Here is a 20,002-nt window from a genome sequence, read left to right on the forward strand (position 1 = left end):
CCGTGGCGTTTAACCTGTTCCGGGCCAATACACACGACAGGGCCAGCCCATGACCTCGCGCAACTGGATCGATCTCAAGCAGGACGTCACGTCCGGTATCGAGACCGTGCGCGCGCATTTCGAGGGGCATGCGTACGATCCCCACTGGCATGACACGTACCTGGTGGGGGTGACCGAGCAGGGCGTGCAGCAGTTTCATTGCCGTCGCCAGCAGCACAACAGCACGCCGGGCAAGGTGTTCCTCCTCGAACCGGGGGAGCTGCACGACGGCAATGCACCCCACATCGACGGTTTCACCTATCGCACCCTGTACCTGGAGCCCCATTGGCTGGAGCGTGAATTGCGTTCGTTGTTCGACGTGGCGCCAGACAACGCGCAGCTGGGGTTCGCCACCACGCTGGCCGAGGACACCCGACTGGCCCATGCCACCGCCATGGCCTTCCAGAGCCTGCACCAGCAGGAAATCCGCATTGTTCGCCAGACCGCCCTCGACACCCTGCTGGCCGAACTCACCGGACATCTGCATTGGCGGGCACGGATCAACCCCGATCCACGGTTGCCGCTGGTGGCGCAACAGGCCCGCGACTACCTGCACGCCCACTTGAGTGAAGACATCGGCCTGGATGACCTGGCGCGGGTCACTGGCGTGGATCGTTTTCGCCTGACCCGTGCCTTCAAGGCGGCATTCGGCCTGGCGCCGCACGCCTATCTGATTCAACTGCGGCTGGCCCGTGCCCGGCGCCTGCTGGCCCGTGGCGACAGTGCCGTGGCGGTGGCGGCGTCGCTGGGGTTTGCCGACCAGAGCCACCTGGGCCGCTGGTTCCAGCGGGCCTATCGCATGAGCCCGGCGGACTACCGCAAGCGCTGCTCAAACGTTCCAGACTGAACATCGCGCCCTTGGGGATGATCGACTCACGATCATTCACCGAGACGTTGTCCCATGGACCAGTTGCTGCCGTTTGCCCTGTTCGCCTTCGTTGCCTCCATCACCCCGGGCCCCACCAATATCCTGGTGTTGAGCCATAGCTCGCGCTTCGGCCTTTCCAACACCGCGCCCATCATCCTGGGTGCCTGCGCCGCAGCGGCGCTGCTGGTGCTGCTGGTGGGCACCGGCCTGGGGGACGTGCTGGCGCGCCATGCCACCCTCCAGGCACTGCTGTCCTGGGCCGGCATCGCCTGGTTGAGCTGGATGGCCTGGCAGATTTTCAGCGCGCCGGCCCAGGCCATCGACCCCGACCGCCCGGTGGAAGGGCCTCGGCTTGGCCTGGCCGGGGCGGCTGCCTTGCAGTTGGTCAACCCGAAGACCTGGATGATGGCCCTGGCGGTGGTCAGCGTGTTCGCTGGCGCCGAGATCGATCGCACGACCCGGGTGCTGTGGTTGTCCCTGGCGTTCTTCGCGATCTCGATCCCATGCATGACCGTCTGGGCATTCCTGGGCCGCGGGGCCGCGAGATTCTGCCGCTCCGCTGTGGCGATGGGACGGTTCAACCGGGTCATGGCGCTGTTGTTGCTGGCGTCGGCCTGGCTGACCTTGCTGGTGTGACGATGGACACGGACCCGCAACCCCTTGCAACGGTTGAACGGTTTCAATACCCGATCATTTTCGCGAGGATCCTGGGTTCGTTGCATGTCGATATCCCAATCGCCCCCAAGGATGGAGGTCCACCATGTCTACCCTCGATACTCATGTCGAGTTTATCCAGGCCAGGCTGCCCGCCTGGCTGAAAAACGCTTCGCGGCCCCGGCAGGAACGCTTCAAGGTGCTGGTCCGGCAACTGCAGCGCGACAGCGATGCGCTCAATGCGCTACTGATCGACCTGCCGCCCCCCGAGATTTTCGCGCGCCACTTGCTCCAGGCCCAGCCGGAGGTGCGGGCGTGGCGCCCGGTCAATGGCAGCCGGCATGCTTCGGATGCGGTACGTCGGGCACGGGTCAGGCGCGGCCCCTATGTGACCGATCCGGCGCTGTCGGTGGTCGAGGCAGCCATGCGCAACTATCCGCCGGCGGACGCCCGCCCGGGCAGCGAGTTCGACAAGCACGGCCGTCTGTATATCCAGGGGCGGCGCGGCGAGTTCTCCCGCGACGGCATTGCGTCGGACACCACCGCGTTGCCCATCACGCCGGCCAGCTTCGCGAGCCTGTGCCGACGGGTGGATGTGGGGGGCGCATACCAGCGTTTGCTGGAACAGTGGCTGCCACGCATCGGCACCGGCATTCCAGCGGTCGCCCAGGCGTACATCGCCTATGCCCGCAGCCTGCTTGCCTACGACGCCTATGAGGCGAAGCTGGATGGTCGCCTCGATGAAACCGGCGAGCGCCTGCTGACCCATGCCGGTGTACGGCTGGAGGACACCGTCGTCGCCCTGGCCTGTGAGGTCAAGGCGTTGGAGGTGCTGTCCGCGCCACTGTTCGGTGCCCGGGTGTATTGGGGCCTGGAAAGGGACGCCAAGGGCAATCGGCCGGTGGTCTTGCACTTGCCCCACGATGAGGTCGCGCCCCTCAAGCAGTTTCCCAGCATCCACGCCATGGCCAGAGAACTGACCGAACGGGTCCGCAAGCGCAGCTACCGCCAGGGCCTGATGCGGTACTTCCCGGTGCGGTTGCAGGCCAGTATTGGCGCAACCCTGCATGATCAGGTGGAGTGGGAAATCAAGGACAACCCCAACCTCTTCGAGGAGATCCATGCCCGTATCGTCGGCTGGCGCGACGGCGAGCCTGGGGAGGACCGGGACACGCGTCGCATTCGGGTGCCTGCGCCCCGCGTGGCCTGGAACGTCGGTCATCTGCGAGAAGACCACTGGCATGGCCGTTACCACGAATGGCGGGCCCACACCCTGGGCAACGCTTCGGCCCTGATGGTGCCGACCCGCGACCAGGACTGGCAGGCCTGGATGGCCCGGCTTGAATACTGGGAAAGCCTGGCCGAGCGCTCGCTGATGCTCGCGGCGAGCTTCATCCCGTTCTGTGCCCCGGTGGGGATGGCTGCGGCGGCGGTCGGCGGGGTCCGCCTGATCTATGAGGTATTCGAGGGTATCCAGGCTTTCAACGAAGGGCACGCCCAGGAGGGGATCGAACACATTTTCAATGTGCTGTTCGGAGTCGCCCAGGGCGCTTACCTGGGGTTCGTCGGCGGCGCGGTGGAACCCATGCCGGTGCGTGATGGCAGCACGCGGCTGTGGAATGGCGATGTCACGCCATATCGGGCGCGGCGCTTGCCGCCCGTGGAGGCCGAGCAGGACGCCTGGGGTGTCTGGCGTAACGAAGACGAAGCCTGGGTACAGGTCGACGGCCACTATTACGAAGTGCAGGGCACCGGCGATGTCCTGCACCTGCGTCTGCCTGCCGACCATCGGGGCGTGACGCCACTTCTGGAATGGAGCCGTAGTCGCGGCTGGCAATGGGCGCACCGCAATCCGTTGCAGCGGGGCAATCTCCAATTGCTGCGAAACTTTGCCGAAACCCCGGGTGAACTGGACGACGATACGGTCCTGACCGTACAGCGGCAGACTGGCATCAGCGAGGATCACCTGCGTTATCTGCAAGTGGGTGGGCAGCCGATGCCGGCCCTGCTTGCCGAGGCCCTGAACGAGGCCCGAAACTGGCAGTGGGTGCAGCATGCCATCGCACGTTTGCGTCGCGGCGAGGCGCCAGGGAATAACCTGCCTTACCAGATCGTCCACACGCTGGTGGACTTGCCAGGTTGGCCGGGCAAACTGGCGCTGCGCTATCGCGACGGCATGGGCGTTCACATCGCGGGCGAAGCGAGCGCGACGCGTCTACTGGATTTGAGCAACCTGGACCTGGAGCAGGACGCCTGGGCCGAGTGCATCCTGGTTGGCCTGAGCGTGGAGGAGCGGGACAGGTTGCTGGGACAAAGCTCCATCGGCCCGCGGCCGGCCGAGCTCAGCGACCTGTTGGCTGAACGCTGGGCCGGTCATCTGGAGCGCCATGCCGGGCGGATAAGTTCGGCCATGGTCCCGGCCCCTGAGCTTGATCCATTGGCAGCCCCGGTGGGGCGGGCCTTTGCAAGCCTTTCGCGCGCCATGGCCAACGAACTTGCGCGTCAATCCCATGGCCAGGAGCGGATGCGACTGCGGGAGGGGCGGGTGACGGGAAGCCTGGGCAAGCAGTGTGCGCAGGCCCAGAGCGAACTGCGCCTGACCCAGGCCCTGCGCGACCTGGAACGCGGTGAAAGCGGTGCTGACCGGGACCGGATCGTCATGGGGCTGCTGGGCGACATGCCTGAGTTGCAGGGCAAGCTTCACCTGAGCCTGGCGTCCGGGGAACTGGCACAGCCGCTTGTGATGGGCAGCGATGGGCCTCTGAAAGTGATCCGTCAGGAAAACGGACAATACTGGCCTTTCGATGAGGAGGGGGCCGAGCTGGCCGGAGCCTCGAGCCTGGAGCAAGCACTGCTCAGGGCAATGCCGGACGGGGCTCGCACGGCGCTGGGCTTGAATATCTGGGAGGCGGCACGGCTTCGCAGGAAACTGCTGGACCTTGCCCTTGAAGATCGCCAGGGCCTGCGCCCCTACCTGGCGCTCAAGCACCTCGACAGCGGCGCCTATCGGCCGCAATGGATGAACGGGGGGCTGGGATATCCCCTCAGCGGCCGTGGGCGTTTGCCATTGCTGCGCTGGCGCGCCAGCCTGGCGGCGCGTCTGGAGCAACTGTTTCCCTTTTACGCAGGCGAGGCCCTCGAAAGACTCCAGTGGAGCCTGACCGAACAGGCCGAACGCGAAGGCATCAGCCTGGACGACCTGGTCATCCGGCTAGGCACCGAGTGGGTCACGCTGGACACGGGATTGCAGCAATGGGAGGGCTTCGAGGGCACCCATCATCCTGCCGAAAGTCAGTACGAACGGGCAGACGTGCTCTTTTCGCGCCGCGGCGTGGCGAATGAAATCCGGCGGGCGTGGCGGCGTGAGCCCGAGCCGGGCAGGGAAGACAGCGAGCTGATATTGCGCCTGTCCGGGTGGGACATCGGCCGGCTTCCTCCCATCAGCGTCCGTTTCGAACATATCGAGGAACTGACCCTGGCCCATATGAACCTGAATGAGGACCCTTCGGATTTCCTGCGGTTGTTCCCCAATCTCGATACCTTGCGCCTGCACGGCAATCAACTCACCGCGGTCCCCGTGGCCGTGGGCGAGTTCTCGTCCTTGATGGAGCTTTCGTTAGGGGCCAATCCCCTGGTCATGGACGCCAATGTCTTTGCCCCGCTTTTGGGCGAAGGGCGTGCAGTCAGCCTGCGGGAGCTGCACCTGTCGCAGATAGGCAGCGCAGGAGATGCCATGGCCAGCGCCAACCTGGTCGCAGCCATCGGCCGCCTGGCCGAGTTGCCCGCGCTGCGTGAGCTGGTATGGTCGGACAACCTGAGCTTCACCCTCGAAGAACTGCGGGCCATCACCGCGTTACCCGGTTTGCGAGGGCTGGACCTGGTGCGTTGTGGCCTGCGCCTGGATGAAGAGGGCAGCGCGTTCCTGCGTACCGCCACCGGCCTGCAAGACCTGCGCTTGAGTGGCAACAACTGCCGCGAACTGCCAGACCTGCCGGAACTCGCGTCCCTGACCGAGCTGGAACTGTCCAATGCCGGGCTCGATCGGGTGCCTCCCCTGGCGCTCGCCGTACTCTCGAGGCCCTCGGCCGACCCGATTTTCGTCGACTTGAAAGGCAACCGTATCACCAACATCCAGGATGACCTGATCCCGACCCTTGCGAACATGCCGAGGGAAAACACCCTCGGTCTGTGGCTGGAAGACAATCCATTGCCCAGCGCGCAGATCCAGGCGCTGCGTGCCTTGGACGCCGAAGCTTTCCGTTATACCGCCGATGACTGGCTGAATATCTTTCCCGACCTTCAGCGCTCATTGGAAGCCGCCCGGGACGATGCTGGAGGGCGCCGGTTCATCGATTGGTTCTCCGGAGCCATCCGCGATGCCGATGCCGATGCGCCCGATGGGCTGTCGCTGGGCGATCGCCAGCGGGCGGCGGCCATCCTGCAGTTCTATATCGGCTCACCAGCGCTCTATGCCGATCTGGCCGCCCGGCTGCCGGACTTCGATCTGCAACTGGGGCAGTTGCGTACCCGCCTGCAAGCGCGGATTCTGGACAGGCAACAACCGGATGTCGCCGAACTGGAGCTGCACTTCCTGTCGTTCGAATCGATCCAGCGGGCTCGCCTCGAACACCAGGGCGTGCCTTTCGCCAGGTTCGTGAGTGATCACTACAGCTATTGGAACCAGGTATTGAGGGGCCGTTATCCGGACGATGCCCAGCGTTACGCAGCCATCACCCGGGAAGGGTTCATCGATTGGCTCAGCGACGCCCAGGACACCTTCAACAGCAACGACCAGGCACCTCGGGTAGGAGAGATGACCTGGCGTCCCTACCTGGGGTTGATGTCTCACGAATGGTCAGAAGGGTTGGCCATATGGGACCGGGTGGAGGAGGACCTGGTGGATGCTTTCAGCGAGCCGGTGGACCCGTCCCATTGGCCTCGGGTACTGCTGGATAATCTAGCCCGGCCGGAAGCTGGCCTGCCCAGCGCTCTCGAAGAGATACCCCAAGCCAACGGCACGCTCTGGCGACGCGTCGCGCTCGAAGGCGTCGCGGATGTGAACTGGGCGGCTGGCGAGCCGGTGATGCTCACCGAGGACCAGTTGCGCAGGACCATGGCGATCTATCGTTCGGTCAAGAGCCGGGAGATCGAAGTATTGGCACGCCGCCTGACCACTGATCTGGTCGATCCCTGGTGGCCATTGCGACCGCCATCGCCGCCCACGGCGAGCGTCTGATCGATCCTGTGGCGAAGGGGGCGAGCACCTTCGCCACAACGGCTTTGCGGGGCGGCGCCAGTGGGCAAGTGTCCTCAGGGGGCCTGGAACACCAGGGCCTTGAGGCCGCAGGCCATATCGGCGTCGGGAAACTCCGGTGGGTTGTCCAGGCGCTGCACGAACGCCAGGCCTGGCGCTTCCCGGGTGACCCCTTCGATGAGGAAGTCCGGGCCGGTGGCCGGATCGTTGCTGCACGCCAGCACCGTGCCGTGGGGTGCCAGCAACTCCGGCAGCCGCCGCAGGACGCGCTGGTAGTCCTTGGTCAACAGGAAGCTGCCTTTCTGGAAGGTCGGTGGGTCGATGATGACCAGATCATAGGGGCCGCTGTTGATGACCTTGCCCCAGGATTTGAACAGGTCGTGGCCCAGGAAACTGACCTGGCCCAGGTCATGGCCGTTCAGGCGATGATTGTCGCGTCCGCGACTCAGTGCCGCCCGCGACATATCCAGGTTCACCACCTGCCGGGCACCGCCGGCGATGGCCGCCACCGAGAAACCACAGGTGTAGGCGAACAGGTTCAGCACGCGTTTACCGCTGGCATGGGCGCGAACCCAGTCTCGACCATAGCGCATGTCCAGGAACAAGCCGTTGTTCTGCTTCTTGCCCAGGTCGATGCGGTAGCGCAGGCCACCTTCGGTCAGCGTCCACTCATCCACCGGTTCCCCCACCAGCCACTGGGTCAGGCTCTGGGGCAGATAGCGGTGCTGGACCGCCAGGGTATGGGCGGTGCTGTGCTGCCAGGTGGACGAGGCAGCGAGGGCGAGCAACATGGACATCAGATCGTCCAGTTGCGTCGGCTCGGGCTCCTTGAACAACGAAACCAGCACCACCCCTTGCAGCCAGTCGACCGTGACCTGTTCCAGCCCCGGCCAGCAGCGTCCGCGGCCATGGAACAGGCGCCGGGTTTCGTCGGGCAGGGAGGCCAGGGCCGTCAGCAAATGCGTTTGAAGGGTGTGAAGGGCTTCAGGGTTCATCGGACAACGCCAGGGATTCGAAAGGCCGGCATTTTAACCACCGGCCGTTCGACTGCAACCCTGGCCCGAGCAAGCCTGTGCGGGTCAGCCGCCACTGCTGGCCAGGATGCTGGCAACCTGTTGCGGCTGGCAGTTCAGATACGCCGAACGCTTCAGCCAGCCCGGATCCGGATACCAGGAAAACATGAACTGCCCACCCTTGAGTCGATCGATCACCTGCCGCGCCACCTGGGGACGTACGGCGGGACAGCCCTGGCTGCGCCCGATACGGCCCTGGCGCGCGCTCCACAGCGGGTTCACGTAGTCGGCGGCATGGATCACGATGGCACGGTCCCGGGCCAGGTCGTTGAAGCCAGGTTCCAGGCCGTCCATGCGCAACGAATAGCCGTGGGCGCCCTGGTAGCTTTCCTGGGTACGAAACAGTCCGAGACTGGACTGGTAGCTGCCCAGGCGATTGGAAAACTGAGTGGCGAAGTTTTCCCCGGATTTCTGCCCGTGGGCCACCAGGTCGCGCAACACCAGCTTCTTCTGACTCAGGTCGAAGATCCACAGCCGCCGGGCCGTGGAGGGTTGGGAATAATCGATCACAGCCAGGTGGCGGGCCTGGCGCGCGCCATTGGCGACCGCGCATTGCATGGCGCTCAAGGCACTTTTGAGCGCCTGGGGATTGAGTTCCGGCGCTGCGTGGGCGAGGCTGTTGTAAAGGGTTTGAGCATTTGCCTTCTCCGCCAGCGCCGGGCTGCACAGGACGCCCAGGCCGGTCACGAGCAGACAGAGTCGACGAGTGAAGGTCAGCGCCGACGAAAAATGTCCACGCAGGTATTTATTCGCGGCATCCCGTCCGTATTTGTTGGTTTGTATCATGATGGCGGGTCTTACCTGTCGCAAAAGTCACCGTCATCGAGACGGCCATGGATTGGAGTTAAGCAGTTGTTCAAAAAGTCCGCATGTTACTTGAGCTTCCTATGCCTCGCTTCGCCATTGGTCGCGACGGCCGGTGATGTTTCGTTCGGCGATCCGGCCCCTGTACACACCACGCTGGGGCAATTATCGGTCACTTGCCCGGCTCTGGCGGCGGCTGTCGACTTTCCGACGATCATGAACCTGCAGGCGTTCTATGAGCAAAACGCAGGCCAGGCAGTCTGGTCGAGCGACGAACGACGCGCGGCGCTGGGGACGCAGCTTCAGCAACTGGCCGACGACGGCCTGGACCCGTCTCGTTACAGCCTGCCGGCCGAAGCCTCCTCGAACGATGCCTGCGCTGACATCGCCATCAGCCAGCGCTACCTGCAAGCGCTGCGGGATCTGCGTTTCGGTTATCTGCCCCAGGACCGCCTGGAGCCGATATGGAAAGCCGACCCGCAGCCTCAGGACCGTCAGGCGGTCCTGCTGAACATTGCCGTGGTCGGCCTGCACGACCTGGCGGGCGCGTTCGAACAAGCCCGGCCGAGCCTGGCGCTGTATCGCAACTTGCGTCAGGCCTACGCCTTGCAACGGCAGCAACCCCTGGCCGACTGGCAACCGGTGCCCGGCGGCGCTCTGTTGCAGCCGGACAAACGCGACGCCCGCGTCCCGGCGCTGGCCCAGCGGCTGTTCAACGAAGGTTACCTGAGCGCGTTGCCGCCGGATGTCGACGAGCATTACAGCCCCGAGCTGGTGGCGGCGATGAAAAGTTTCCAGCTGCAGCATTCGCTACAGGCCGACGGCGTGGTCGGACCGTGGACCGTCACCGAGTTGAATATCAGCCCGGCCATGCGCCGCGAACAGTTGCGCATCAATCTGGAGCGCATGCGCTGGATGGCCCAGGACCTGGAGCCGGACAGCGTGCTGGTCAACGTGGCCGCAGCCCAGTTGACGGTTTACCAGGGCGGCGTGCCGGTATGGCAGACCCGGACCCAGGTCGGTCGCGCGGGGCGGGAAACGCCGTTGCTCAAATCCCGGGTCACACGCCTGACGCTCAACCCCACCTGGACCATTCCCCCGACGATACTGCGGGAAGACAAACTGCCCGAGATCCGTCGCGATCCGGAATTCCTGGGGCGGCAGAACCTGAGGGTGATCGACCGGGACGGCCTGCCATTGGCGGCGGCCGATATCGACTGGGACCATCCTGGCGGCCTGATGCTGCGCCAGGACCCCGGGCCGAGGAACCCGTTGGGCAAGATGGCGATCCGTTTTCCCAATCCGTTTTCCGTCTACCTGCATGACACCCCCAGCCAGGCGCTGTTCAGCAAAGGCCCGCGGGCGTTCAGTTCGGGCTGCGTGCGCATCGAACAAGTGATGCGCCTGCGCGACTGGTTGCTCAGCCCCGCCGAACGCGCCCGCACCGAGACGCTGCTGGCCAGCGAACAGACCCATGAGTTCAGGCTGGCCAAGCCCGTGCCGATCCTGATGGGTTACTGGACCGTGCAGGCGGACAGCCAGGGACAGCCGGTGTACATCCCGGATATCTACAAGCGCGATGCCGCCCTGTCCGCCGCCGGCAGTCGCACGCTCTGATCCCGGCCCGTGATCAGGCACATTCGGCGTCGGCCTGTTCCCGTGCGGTTTCCCCTGACCGGGCGAACAGGCGCTGGCCGAGGGCCTGGGCAGCCTCCAGGTGCGCCGCCGGATCCAGGGTTTCCGATTCGAGCAAGCGCTGGGAACTGATCACCCGCGCACCGCAGTAGTCGAAGATGCCGTGGTCGATCTGGACGGTCATGGCCTCGTCATAGCCGTGACGCTGGAACGAGTCGGCATCGGCACCACCGACCGCCACCAGATGCACCTTCAGGCGCTGCAGTTTCTTGACAAAGGGTTTGTCGAGGCTGAAGTCGAACGCCCAGCCGTTGGAGAATACCCGGTCGATCCAGCCCTTGAGCAATGCCGGCATCGACCACCAGTAGATGGGGTACACCAATACCAGCGCGTCGGCCCGGTCGATCCTGGCCTGTTCGGCCAGCACGTCCGCGGGGGGCAAGGCTTCGCGATGATGGACCGCATGGTCGGCGAAACCGAAGCGTGGATCGAAGCCTTCGGCGGCCAGGTCGGCGATCTCGAACGTATCGGTGTCATGGGCGAGGGTGATGCCTTCGGCGATCTTCGCCGCCAGGCCATGGGTCAGGGAGTGGGGATCATGGTGGGCAACGACAATGAGTGCATGCATGGTCAATCTCCTGCTGCGGTAAGGACGGGAAAGCGTTATGCTTCGATTAAGTTACCTTTAGTAAGTTACGGTTGGTAAAGTAAGCATGTCAAGCCTTGAACAACCCTCATCTTCCGTTCCTCCCCGTCGCCGTCTTTCCCGGGAGGACCGGCAACGGCAGTTATTGGATGTCGCCTGGCGGCTCGTGCGCGAGGAGGGCAGCGAAGCGCTGACCCTGGCGCGACTCGCGGAACAGGCCGGCGTGACCAAGCCCATCGTGTACGACCACTTCGTCACCCGGCCAGGGCTCCTGGCCGCGCTTTACCAGGATTACGACGCGCGCCAGAGCGCCCTCATGGAGACGGCCCTGGAGGCGAGCGAACCCACCCTGCAGGGCCGGGCGGCGGTGATCGCTTCTGCCTATGTCGACTGCGTACAGCAACAGGGTCGGGAGATTCCCGGGGTGGTGGCGGCGTTGGAAAGTTCGCCTGAGCTGGAGCGCATCAAGCGCGAGTACGAGGCGGTTTTCCTGGAGAAATGCCGTGATGTCCTGGCGCCGTACGCCGGCCCCCGGGGCATCGGCCAGGCGGCCCTGCGGGCCATGCTCGGGGCCGCGGAGGCGTTGTCCAACGCGGCGGCCGGCGGTGAGCTCAGCGCGGCGCAGGCCAAGGAGGAGCTTTTCGTGAACATCGTCGCGATGGTCACGCGGACCCTTGACGCGCCCGCAAGCTGACCCGCCGCCTCATCGGATCACCATCCGGAGCCGCCGCGTTCCACGGGGATTGTCCGGATGGCTTGCCCCGTCGCAACCCGGCCTGCCCATCAAAAAATGAACCCTCGGTTCGTTTCCCGGTTCTTAACCAAGGCCTGCAATACGGTCTGTGACACGGGGGACGCCAGGCGGGGCTGCGGTCTTGCGCTCCCGACATCGCGATAAAAGGAGGCGACATGCCCAACTCCTTCCATTCGCCCTGGTGGAAGAGCGCTGTGGTCTATCAGGTCTATCCTCGCTCGTTTGCCGATGCCAACGGCGATGGCGTAGGGGACCTTGCCGGACTGATAACGCGCCTGGATCACTTGCAACGCCTCGGGGTCGACGCCCTGTGGTTGTCGCCGATCTATCCTTCACCCATGTGCGATGCCGGCTACGATATATGCGACTACACCGATGTCGATCCGTTGTTCGGCAGCCTGGCCGACCTGGACGAGTTGATCGCCCAGGCCCATGAGCGCGGCCTGAAAGTGCTCCTGGATTTCGTGCCCAATCACACCTCCGACCAGCATCCGTGGTTCATCGAGTCCCGGGCCAGTCGTGATAATCCCAGGCGCGACTGGTATATCTGGCGCGACCAGCCCAACAACTGGCGCGCCTCCATAGAGGGTGGCAGCGCCTGGACCTGGGATGAAACCAGTCAGCAGTACTACCTGCACTTCTTCCTGCCCCAGCAGCCCGATCTCAATTGGCACCACCCCCAAGTGGTGGCGGCCATGCACCAGGTGCTGCATTTCTGGCTGGCGCGCGGGGTGGACGGCTTTCGCGTCGACGTCGTGCATTGCGTGGGCAAGGACCAGAGTTTCGCCGACGACCCGCGCTGCCTGGCCGGCGAACCCATGGTCAAGATCAACGACCAGCCATACAGCCATGAGGTGCTGCGCGGCCTGCGCCGGCTGGTGGACAGCTACCCCGGAGACCGCGTCCTGATCGGTGAGGTGAACATTCGCTCCACCGCCCGGGTGGCTGCCTATTACGGCGCCAGCGACGAATTGCACATGTCCTTCAATTTTCCGCCTTTGGACGCCCCCTGGGATCCGGTGGTGTTGCGCATGTGCATACGCGAGGTGGAAGCCGACCTCGGACCGTTGCAGGCTTGGCCGACCTGGGTGCTGTCCAATCACGACAACAGCCGTCATCGCAGCCGCTATGGTGGCTCCCTGCGCCGTGCCCGTGCGGCCGCCGTGATGTTGTTGACCTTGCGCGGCACGCCCTTCATCTACCAGGGCGAGGAACTGGGCCTGGAGGATACCGTCGTTACCGCCCGGACGCGCGTCGACCCTGGCGGGAGGGACGGCAGCCGGGCGCCATTGCCATGGACCGTCCAGGCACCCCATGGCTGGGGACCGACGCCTTGGCTGCCCTTTGCCGCGGATGCCGACGTTCTTTCAGTACAAGCCCAGGAGAGCGCCGCCGATTCCACCCTGGCGCTGTACCGACGGCTCCTGGCTTGTCGCAGGCGCAGCACGGCCTTGTGCCTGGGGGACTGGGAAGAGCTGCCGTCGCATCCACAGGTCCTGGCCTACCGGCGCCATCACGAGGCTGACGAAAGGTTGGTGTGCATCAATTTCGCCGACAGTGAACACGCCTTTCCCCTGGCCACCCCCTGGCGAGTGGAAATCGCCAGCGACGGGCAGGGCGAAGGCCAGCCGTTCAGCGGTCGATTGAACCCTGAGCAGGCGCTGATCCTGTGCCGTTGAGGAGTCTGCAATGAAAGCCAATTGGCACCGCAACACCTTGATCTACCAGATCGATCCTTCCTTGTTCTACGACAGCAACGGTGATGGCCGGGGCGACCTCAAGGGCATCATCCGCCAGCTCGATTATCTGCAGGCACTGGGGGTAGGCGCGCTCTGGCTGATGCCGCTGTACCGCTCGCCATTCAAGGATGCGGGCTACGATGTCAGCGACTTCCTGGCGCTGGACCCTCGTTTCGGCAGCGAAGAGGACTTGCGCCAGTTGATCGTCAAGGCCGGGGAGCGCGGCATACGGGTGATCCTCGAGTTGGTGGTGCAGCACACTTGCGACCAGCATCCCTGGTTCCAGCGGGCGCGGCGCGATAGAAACAGTGTCTATCGCAATTATTACCTGTGGTCCGATACCCCCGTGGACGATGGCAACCAGCCGATCTTTCCCTCGGTGGAGGACAGCATCTGGCAGTGGGACGAAGAGGCCGGACAGTATTATCGCCACCTGTTCTATCGGCATGAGCCGGACCTCAACCTTGCCAACCCGCGAGTTGTCGAGGACATCGAACGGATCATGGTCCACTGGCTGGAGCTGGGGATCGCCGGTTTTCGCCTGGATGCCGCTTCGCACCTGGTGGAACAGGCCGGCGGCGGTAACGAGGAGCAGGGGGTCTGGCTGCTCGAAAGGCTTTACAGATGCATGATCCGTATCAACCCCGAAGGGATCTTGATGGGGGAGGTGGATGTCGAGCCAGAACGTTACAGCCACTACTTCGGAGCGGGGGATCGTCTGGGGCTGGTGCTGGATTTCTGGGTCAACAACCATATTTTCCTGGCGCTGGCCCGGGGCGAGGCGCAACCGTTGCAACGCGCCATTGCCCGCCGCCCCGCCCCGCCGGACGGCGCCCATTATGCGGTGTGGTTGCGCAATCACGACGAGCTGGACCTGGAGCGTCTGAGCGAAGAGGAACGTGAGGAAGTGATGCAGGCCTTCGCGCCGGAGCCGGACATGCGCCTGTATGGGCGCGGGATTCGCCGGCGCCTGGCCCCCATGCTCGAAGGTGACGTGCGCCGCCAGGCACTGGCCCAGTCGCTATTGTTGTCGCTTCCCGGTACGCCAATCGTGCGCTATGGCGAGGAGATCGGCATGGGCGATGACTTGTCGCGCCCCGAGCGGCTTTCGGTGCGCACTCCCATGCAATGGAACGCCGAAGCCAACGCGGGATTTTCCTCGGCCCATCATTTGGCTGCTCCTTTGATCGAACACGGGCCGTTCGCCTATACGCACCTGAACGTCGCACGGCAGCAGGACGACCCCGAGTCGCTGCTGGCTCGCACACGTCGCCTGCTATGGGCTCGCTCAGGGCTGTCGGAAGTGGGGAACGGCGAGGCGCAGTTGTTGACGGCAGACCATCGCGCCGTGTTCGCCATTGCCCATGTCGGCCAGGCCACTTCGGTGATGCTGGCCAATCTCGGCCCAGAGACTGTCGAGGTACGTTTGCAGACGGACCTGGAGGGCTTCGAGGAAATCGTTTCAGACAGCCCATATCCCGCGCCCGAGGGTGCCAGCATGAGTCTTTGTGGCTATGGTTATCGCTGGTTTCGCTACGCAGGCTCAGAACAGCAGCAGGGTGACCGCCAGGAGACCGCAGACCACCAGTAGCAATGCGGACACTTGGGTGGAGCTCAAGGCCAGTGCGTCTGCCCGTGATTGCCCGCTGAACCGGCCCTGGATCCGGTGCAGCGATTGCTGCGACTCGAACAGATTGTCCGGCCGTTGCCCGTCGTCGTCTTCCCGGGTCATCTGGCCGGTGCAGGCCCTGCGGGCAAGCAGGCGGTCGAGCAGGCCGGGCATCAGGCAAGTACCGACAATGGCCTTCACCGACGCCGCGCCCAACCACAGTTCCCTGGGCGTGCGTCGTACCACGCTGAGGATCGCCCGGGCGGCGACGTCCGGATCGTGGATGGGCGGAACCGGTTGCGGGCGCTTGTCGAGTTTATTGCGTGCCCAATCGAACTGTGGGGTATTGATGGCGGGTAGCTGGACCATGCAGACGCGGATACCGCTGCGGGCATCAAGCAGTTCGCAGCGCAGTGAGTCGGTAAACCCGCGGACGGCGAACTTGGCCCCGCAATACGCCGCCTGCAACGGAATGGCGCGGTAGGCCAGTGCCGAGCCGACCTGGATGATCACCCCGCGATCACGCGGCTCCATGAGCGCCAGTGCCGCCATCGTGCCGTGGACGGTGCCCAGGTAGGTCACCGACGTCACCCGCTGGATTTCCTCGGCGCTGAGTTGGCGGACAGGGGAAAACACCGTGGTCATGGCGCAGTTGATCCAGACCTGCACCGGGCCCAGCTCGTGCTCGATGCGTCGCGCCGCTTCGAGCACGGCCGCGGCGTCGGCCACGTCGACGCCGATGCCCAGGGTCCGCGTGCCGCGCTGCTGCAGTTCATCTTCGGTGTCGGCCAGGGCTTGGGCGCCCCGGGCCAGCAGGCCGACCCGATAACCGGCGGCGGCGAACCGGTGGGCCGTCGCGCGACCGACACCGGCGCTGCCGCCGCAGATCACCACCACCGGCGGGTTTGGCTCATCCATTGCGTTTCTTCCAATTCAATGATCTCTGCCCGATGGCCGGTGCGGTAGCATCAGTGAGGCCGCGCCACGCCCCGCAGCAGGTTGGCACTGAGCTTGTCGGCGTTGCAGCTGGCGACGTTGGCCAGCGACACCATGCCCACCAGCCGCTTGTCGCGGTTTACCACCGGCAGGCGACGTTTTTCCAGCTGGGCCATGTTCTTGGCGACATGGTCGACTTCTTCGTCTTCGAAGCAGTAGCGCACCTCGTCGCTCATGATCCGGCTGACCGGGGTGTTCAGGTCCATGCCGTCGGCCATGGCGCGAATCACCAGGTCGCGGTCGGTGATCATCCCGGCCATGCGGTCGTCCTGGTTGATGATCAGCGCGCCGATGTCGGCCTGGCGCATGATCAGTGCGATCTCGCGCAGCGGCGTATCGGGTGAAACCGTGCGAATTTCCCGACTCATGATTTCATTGACTTTCATCGTTGATCTCCTCTTTCGGGTTGGACAGTAACCTGGCCTGGCGGCTGCGCTGGGTCTGGGCAGTGCCGTGGCCGGCTCCTGTCTATTGTGAAAATCCGAGTTGGCGATGGTTCAGCATTTTTTGCCCAGGCAGGGATAGCTGCACTTTTATGAAGCCGCAGGTGAGGATTCGCACCATGGGAAGGCAGGCGTCGGCGGTGGCGGCGCAGGTCCTGGCCATGGCTCACCAAGGCGACAGGTTCGCTGCAGGACCCGATTCCACAAGGGGCGGCTGGGCACTCTGGGCATGACCGAGGCGTTGCACGCAAGGTTTGGCACGCTCGCTGCAAGAGGGTGACCAGGCCCACCGCGAACGCAATCGAGTGGGCAGCCCCGTCGGTCAACGAAGATCGAATGCCAGCAGGTCGGGGAAATAACGGTAGGGCGAGGCGCAGTCGCCGGGCCGATACCGCACAGAACAGGCAAAGACGCCTGGAACCGCAAGGTTTCAGGCGTCTTTTTTTTTGCTTCCAAAAACCGTGATGGGCTTTTGTCGGGTGCTTTATATGAATTCCAACGTCGCTTCCCTGAACAAGCTGCAAACGCTGATCGTGATCGGCAATGGCATGGTCGGCCATCACTGCGTCGAGCAACTGATCGAGCGCGGTGCCCTCAACCATTACCGCGTGCACGTGTTCAGCGAAGAGCCGATGCGTGCCTATGACCGTGTGCACCTGTCCGAGTATTTTTCGGGTCGTGATGCCGAGTCCCTGGCCCTCGGCGAAGCGTCGCTGTACCAGACGCCAGGCGTCACCCTGCACCTGGGCGTACCGGTCCAGGAGATCGATCGCCAGGCGCGCCAGGTGGTGATTGCCGGGGATCGCATCAGCTACGACAAGTTGGTACTCGCCACCGGGTCCTACCCGTTCGTGCCACCGATCCAGGGTGCCCAAGGCGATGCCTGCCTGGTCTATCGCACCCTCGAGGACCTCGATGCCATTCGCGCCGCTGCCGGCAATGCCCGTCGCGGCGTGGTGGTCGGTGGCGGCCTGTTGGGCCTGGAAGCGGCCAATGCCCTCAAGACCCTCGGCCTGGAAGCCCATGTGGTGGAGTTCGCGCCACGGTTGATGCCGGTGCAACTGGACGAGCGGGGCGGCCTGGCGCTCAAGGCCCGTATCGAGATGCTGGGTGTCGGTGTGCACCTGTCCAAGGGAACCCAGTCCATTACCGCCGGTGAGCAGTATCGCTACCGGATGAATTTCGGTGACGATGATTTCCTGGAAACCGATCTCATCGTGTTCTCCGCCGGTATCCGTGCCCAGGACGCCCTGGCGCGCCAGAGCGGATTGCCCATCGGCCCACGCGGTGGCGTGGTCATCGATGACCAGTGCATGACCTGCGATCCGGACATCTACGCCATCGGCGAATGCGCCGCCTGGAACGGCAGCATCTTCGGCCTGGTCGCTCCGGGTTACCAGATGGCCCGCAGTGTCGCGGCACGACTGTGCGGTGAAAATGCCGAGCCGTTCACCGGTGCCGACATGTCCACCAAGCTGAAACTGCTTGGCGTGGACGTCGGTTCCATCGGTGATGCCCATGGCAACACCCCAGGCTCGCGCAGCTTCCAGTTCATCGACGAAACCAGCGCCAGCTATCGGCGACTGGTGGTGGACGCCGCCGGCAAGCGAGTGATCGGCGCGGTGCTGGTGGGTGACAACAGTTACTACGACACGCTGTTGCAATACATGCAGAACGGCATCGCGCTGCCCAAGGATGCCGCCAGCCTGATCCTGCCGTCGTCTGCCGGCGCTCCGACACTGGGCCCGGCGGCGTTGCCCGAAACCGCCACGATCTGCTCGTGCCACAACGTCACCAAGGGGTCGATCTGCTCGGCCATCGACAGCGGTTGCACCGATCTCGGACAACTGAAGTGCGACACCAAGGCCGGCACCGGTTGCGGCGGCTGTGCCGCGTTGGTCAAGCAGGTGTTCGAACACGAGCTGGTCGCCCGTGGCGTCAGCGTCGACAAGAGCCTGTGCGAACATTTCGCCTACACCCGGCAGGAGCTGTACGCGCTGGTGCGGGTGGAAGGCATCATCAGTTTCGAGGAGCTGCTGGCCAAGCACGGTCGCGGGCACACCGGCTGCGACCTCTGCAAGCCGGCGGTTGGCTCGATCCTGGCCTCCTGCTGGAACCAGCCGATCATGGACCCGTCACTGGTGCCGTTGCAGGACACCAACGACACCTTCATGGCGAACATGCAGAAGAACGGTACCTATTCGGTAGTGCCCCGGATCGCCGGTGGCGAGATCACCGCCGACAAGCTGATCGCCATCGGCGTGGTCGCCAAGAAATATGACCTTTACACCAAGATCACCGGTGGCCAGCGCATCGACCTGTTCGGCGCCCAGTTGCACCAGCTGCCGGACATCTGGGCCGAGCTGATCGAGGCCGGCTTCGAAACCGGGCATGCCTACGGCAAATCCACCCGTACGGTGAAATCCTGCGTCGGCAGCACCTGGTGCCGCTACGGTGTGCAGGACAGCGTGCAGATGGCCCTGACTATCGAAGATCGCTACAAGGGCCTGCGTTCGCCTCACAAGCTCAAGTTCGCCGTATCCGGTTGCACCCGCGAGTGCGCCGAGGCCCAGAGCAAGGACGTCGGCGTGATCGCCACCGAGAAGGGCTGGAACCTCTACGTGGCCGGTAATGGGGGTATGCGTCCACGGCATGCGGAGCTGTTCGCCACCGACCTGGACGACGAAACCCTGATCCGCTACATCGACCGCTTCCTGATGTTCTACATCCGCACCGCCGACAAGCTGCAGCGCACATCGGTCTGGCGCGAAAGCCTGGAGGGCGGCCTGGACTACCTCAAGGACGTGATCATCCATGACAGCCTGGGCCTGGGCACCGAGCTCGAAGCCCAGATGCAACTGGTGGTCGACCGCTACGAATGCGAGTGGGCCAATGCCCTGAAAGACCCGGAAAAGCTCAAGCGTTTCCGTACCTTCGTCAACGATGGCCGCGGCGACCCGGATGTCCATTTCGTCAGGGAACGCGGCCAGCGCCGGCCGGTTCATGCCGGCGAACTTCACCTGATTCCCGTCACCGAGGAGGTGCTCTGATGAGCCAGTCAAATGTCGTCCGTATTCCCGTCGCCCAGACCCAGGTGCAGTGGCGGCCCCTGTGCAGTCGCCAGGACCTGGTGCCCAATTCCGGCGTGGTCGCCTGGCACGACGGCAGCCAGGTGGCGCTGCTGTACCTGCCGGAGCAGGTGGACCGGCCGCTCTACGCCATCGACAACCGCGACCCCAAGTCCGGCGCGAACGTCATCGGTCGCGGATTGCTGGGCAGTATCAAGGGTGAACTGGTGATCGCATCGCCCATGTACAAGCAGCATTTCCGTCTGGAGGACGGCCATTGCCTGGAGTACCCGGAACAACGCCTGCGGGTATGGCCGGTGCGACTCAACGGCGACGTGGTGGAGATTGGCGAGCACTGATCCGCTCTTGTGGCGAGGGCGCCTGCTCCCTCGCCACAAGGGCCCTTAAGCGAACGTACCA

14 protein-coding genes are annotated in these 20,002 nt (G+C 64.4%); 9 read left to right on the forward strand and 5 right to left on the reverse strand.

Features of this window, described 5'->3' with window-relative positions; all coding sequences use genetic code 11:
- The first annotated feature begins 49 nt into the window (after nucleotides 1-49).
- The 3 genes from AC1M7R_RS24185 to AC1M7R_RS24195 all read left to right on the forward strand — a co-directional run bounded on the left by AC1M7R_RS24185 (nucleotide 50) and on the right by AC1M7R_RS24195 (nucleotide 6,797).
- Nucleotides 50-886, forward strand: coding sequence for an AraC family transcriptional regulator (locus AC1M7R_RS24185; RefSeq protein WP_072391532.1), 837 nt, complete (start codon nucleotides 50-52; stop codon nucleotides 884-886).
- 54 nt (nucleotides 887-940) lie between these two features.
- On the forward strand, nucleotides 941-1,543 hold the full coding sequence (locus AC1M7R_RS24190) for a LysE family translocator (protein ID WP_072391535.1): 603 nt from the start codon (nucleotides 941-943) through the stop codon (nucleotides 1,541-1,543).
- A gap of 124 nt (nucleotides 1,544-1,667) precedes the next feature.
- Nucleotides 1,668-6,797, forward strand: coding sequence for a leucine-rich repeat domain-containing protein (locus AC1M7R_RS24195; RefSeq protein WP_072391538.1), 5,130 nt, complete (start codon nucleotides 1,668-1,670; stop codon nucleotides 6,795-6,797).
- A 74-nt stretch (nucleotides 6,798-6,871) separates the two neighbouring features.
- Here the strand turns inward: AC1M7R_RS24195 and AC1M7R_RS24200 are convergent, their stop codons facing one another.
- A complete protein-coding gene (locus AC1M7R_RS24200) occupies nucleotides 6,872-7,810 on the reverse strand; it encodes a class I SAM-dependent methyltransferase (RefSeq protein ID WP_072391542.1) in 939 nt (312 codons plus the stop codon).
- Nucleotides 7,811-7,894: 84 nt separating this feature from the next.
- Nucleotides 7,895-8,575 (reverse strand): murein L,D-transpeptidase catalytic domain family protein, encoded by a 681-nt coding sequence (locus AC1M7R_RS24205; RefSeq protein WP_143147039.1) that lies wholly within the window; start codon nucleotides 8,573-8,575, stop codon nucleotides 7,895-7,897.
- A gap of 165 nt (nucleotides 8,576-8,740) precedes the next feature.
- Here AC1M7R_RS24205 and AC1M7R_RS24210 point away from each other — a divergent pair, with 165 nt between their 5' ends.
- Complete coding sequence (locus tag AC1M7R_RS24210) at nucleotides 8,741-10,309, forward strand: L,D-transpeptidase family protein (protein WP_490609988.1); 1,569 nt, start codon at nucleotides 8,741-8,743, stop codon at nucleotides 10,307-10,309.
- Nucleotides 10,310-10,322: 13 nt separating this feature from the next.
- Here the strand turns inward: AC1M7R_RS24210 and AC1M7R_RS24215 are convergent, their stop codons facing one another.
- Entirely contained in the window at nucleotides 10,323-10,955 is a 633-nt protein-coding gene (locus AC1M7R_RS24215; RefSeq protein ID WP_165887538.1) for an NAD(P)H-dependent oxidoreductase, read from the reverse strand.
- An 85-nt stretch (nucleotides 10,956-11,040) separates the two neighbouring features.
- On the opposite strand from AC1M7R_RS24215, the gene AC1M7R_RS24220 reads away from it, so the two are divergent.
- The 3 genes from AC1M7R_RS24220 to AC1M7R_RS24230 all read left to right on the forward strand — a co-directional run bounded on the left by AC1M7R_RS24220 (nucleotide 11,041) and on the right by AC1M7R_RS24230 (nucleotide 15,057).
- Nucleotides 11,041-11,667 (forward strand): TetR/AcrR family transcriptional regulator, encoded by a 627-nt coding sequence (locus AC1M7R_RS24220; RefSeq protein ID WP_315641439.1) that lies wholly within the window; start codon nucleotides 11,041-11,043, stop codon nucleotides 11,665-11,667.
- A gap of 215 nt (nucleotides 11,668-11,882) precedes the next feature.
- On the forward strand, nucleotides 11,883-13,406 hold the full coding sequence (locus tag AC1M7R_RS24225) for an alpha-amylase family glycosyl hydrolase (protein WP_072431012.1): 1,524 nt from the start codon (nucleotides 11,883-11,885) through the stop codon (nucleotides 13,404-13,406).
- 10 nt (nucleotides 13,407-13,416) lie between these two features.
- Entirely contained in the window at nucleotides 13,417-15,057 is a 1,641-nt protein-coding gene (locus AC1M7R_RS24230; protein WP_490609989.1) for an alpha-amylase family protein, read from the forward strand.
- Here the strand turns inward: AC1M7R_RS24230 and AC1M7R_RS24235 are convergent.
- Both AC1M7R_RS24235 and AC1M7R_RS24240 read right to left on the reverse strand, forming a co-directional pair.
- Complete coding sequence (locus AC1M7R_RS24235; protein WP_490609990.1) at nucleotides 15,010-15,993, reverse strand: SDR family oxidoreductase; 984 nt, start codon at nucleotides 15,991-15,993, stop codon at nucleotides 15,010-15,012. The two genes, AC1M7R_RS24230 and AC1M7R_RS24235, sit on opposite strands and share 48 nt — an antisense overlap.
- A 50-nt stretch (nucleotides 15,994-16,043) precedes the next feature.
- Nucleotides 16,044-16,457 (reverse strand): CBS domain-containing protein, encoded by a 414-nt coding sequence (locus AC1M7R_RS24240; RefSeq protein WP_053156782.1) that lies wholly within the window; start codon nucleotides 16,455-16,457, stop codon nucleotides 16,044-16,046.
- A 545-nt stretch (nucleotides 16,458-17,002) separates the two neighbouring features.
- Between AC1M7R_RS24240 and nirB the strand changes: the two genes are divergently transcribed.
- Together nirB and nirD are read left to right on the forward strand one after the other, a co-directional pair.
- Entirely contained in the window at nucleotides 17,003-19,564 is a 2,562-nt protein-coding gene (nirB, locus tag AC1M7R_RS24245; protein WP_490609991.1) for a nitrite reductase large subunit NirB, read from the forward strand.
- Nucleotides 19,564-19,941 carry a nitrite reductase small subunit NirD gene (nirD, locus tag AC1M7R_RS24250; protein WP_072391568.1) on the forward strand — a complete coding sequence of 126 codons (378 nt, stop codon included), beginning with the start codon at nucleotides 19,564-19,566 and terminating at the stop codon, nucleotides 19,939-19,941. Before nirB ends, nirD begins: the two co-directional genes overlap by 1 nt.
- Nucleotides 19,942-20,002: the final 61 nt, after the last annotated feature.

It is taken from the genome of Pseudomonas sp. MS01C9 (genome assembly GCF_058202755.1).

Excerpts from the sequence above, each read along its gene's own strand:
- AC1M7R_RS24185 (WP_072391532.1), top strand. The coding sequence starts at position 50 with ATGACCTCGCGCAACTGGATCGATCTCAAGCAGGACGTCACGTCCGGT.
- AC1M7R_RS24190 (WP_072391535.1), top strand. The coding sequence starts at position 941 with ATGGACCAGTTGCTGCCGTTTGCCCTGTTCGCCTTCGTTGCCTCCATC.
- AC1M7R_RS24195 (WP_072391538.1), top strand. The coding sequence starts at position 1,668 with ATGTCTACCCTCGATACTCATGTCGAGTTTATCCAGGCCAGGCTGCCC.
- AC1M7R_RS24200 (WP_072391542.1), bottom strand. The coding sequence starts at position 7,810 with ATGAACCCTGAAGCCCTTCACACCCTTCAAACGCATTTGCTGACGGCC.
- AC1M7R_RS24215 (WP_165887538.1), bottom strand. The coding sequence starts at position 10,955 with ATGCATGCACTCATTGTCGTTGCCCACCATGATCCCCACTCCCTGACC.
- AC1M7R_RS24220 (WP_315641439.1), top strand. The coding sequence starts at position 11,041 with ATGTCAAGCCTTGAACAACCCTCATCTTCCGTTCCTCCCCGTCGCCGT.
- AC1M7R_RS24225 (WP_072431012.1), top strand. The coding sequence starts at position 11,883 with ATGCCCAACTCCTTCCATTCGCCCTGGTGGAAGAGCGCTGTGGTCTAT.
- AC1M7R_RS24230 (WP_490609989.1), top strand. The coding sequence starts at position 13,417 with ATGAAAGCCAATTGGCACCGCAACACCTTGATCTACCAGATCGATCCT.
- AC1M7R_RS24235 (WP_490609990.1), bottom strand. The coding sequence starts at position 15,993 with ATGGATGAGCCAAACCCGCCGGTGGTGGTGATCTGCGGCGGCAGCGCC.
- AC1M7R_RS24240 (WP_053156782.1), bottom strand. The coding sequence starts at position 16,457 with ATGAAAGTCAATGAAATCATGAGTCGGGAAATTCGCACGGTTTCACCC.
- nirB (WP_490609991.1), top strand. The coding sequence starts at position 17,003 with ATGAATTCCAACGTCGCTTCCCTGAACAAGCTGCAAACGCTGATCGTG.
- nirD (WP_072391568.1), top strand. The coding sequence starts at position 19,564 with ATGAGCCAGTCAAATGTCGTCCGTATTCCCGTCGCCCAGACCCAGGTG.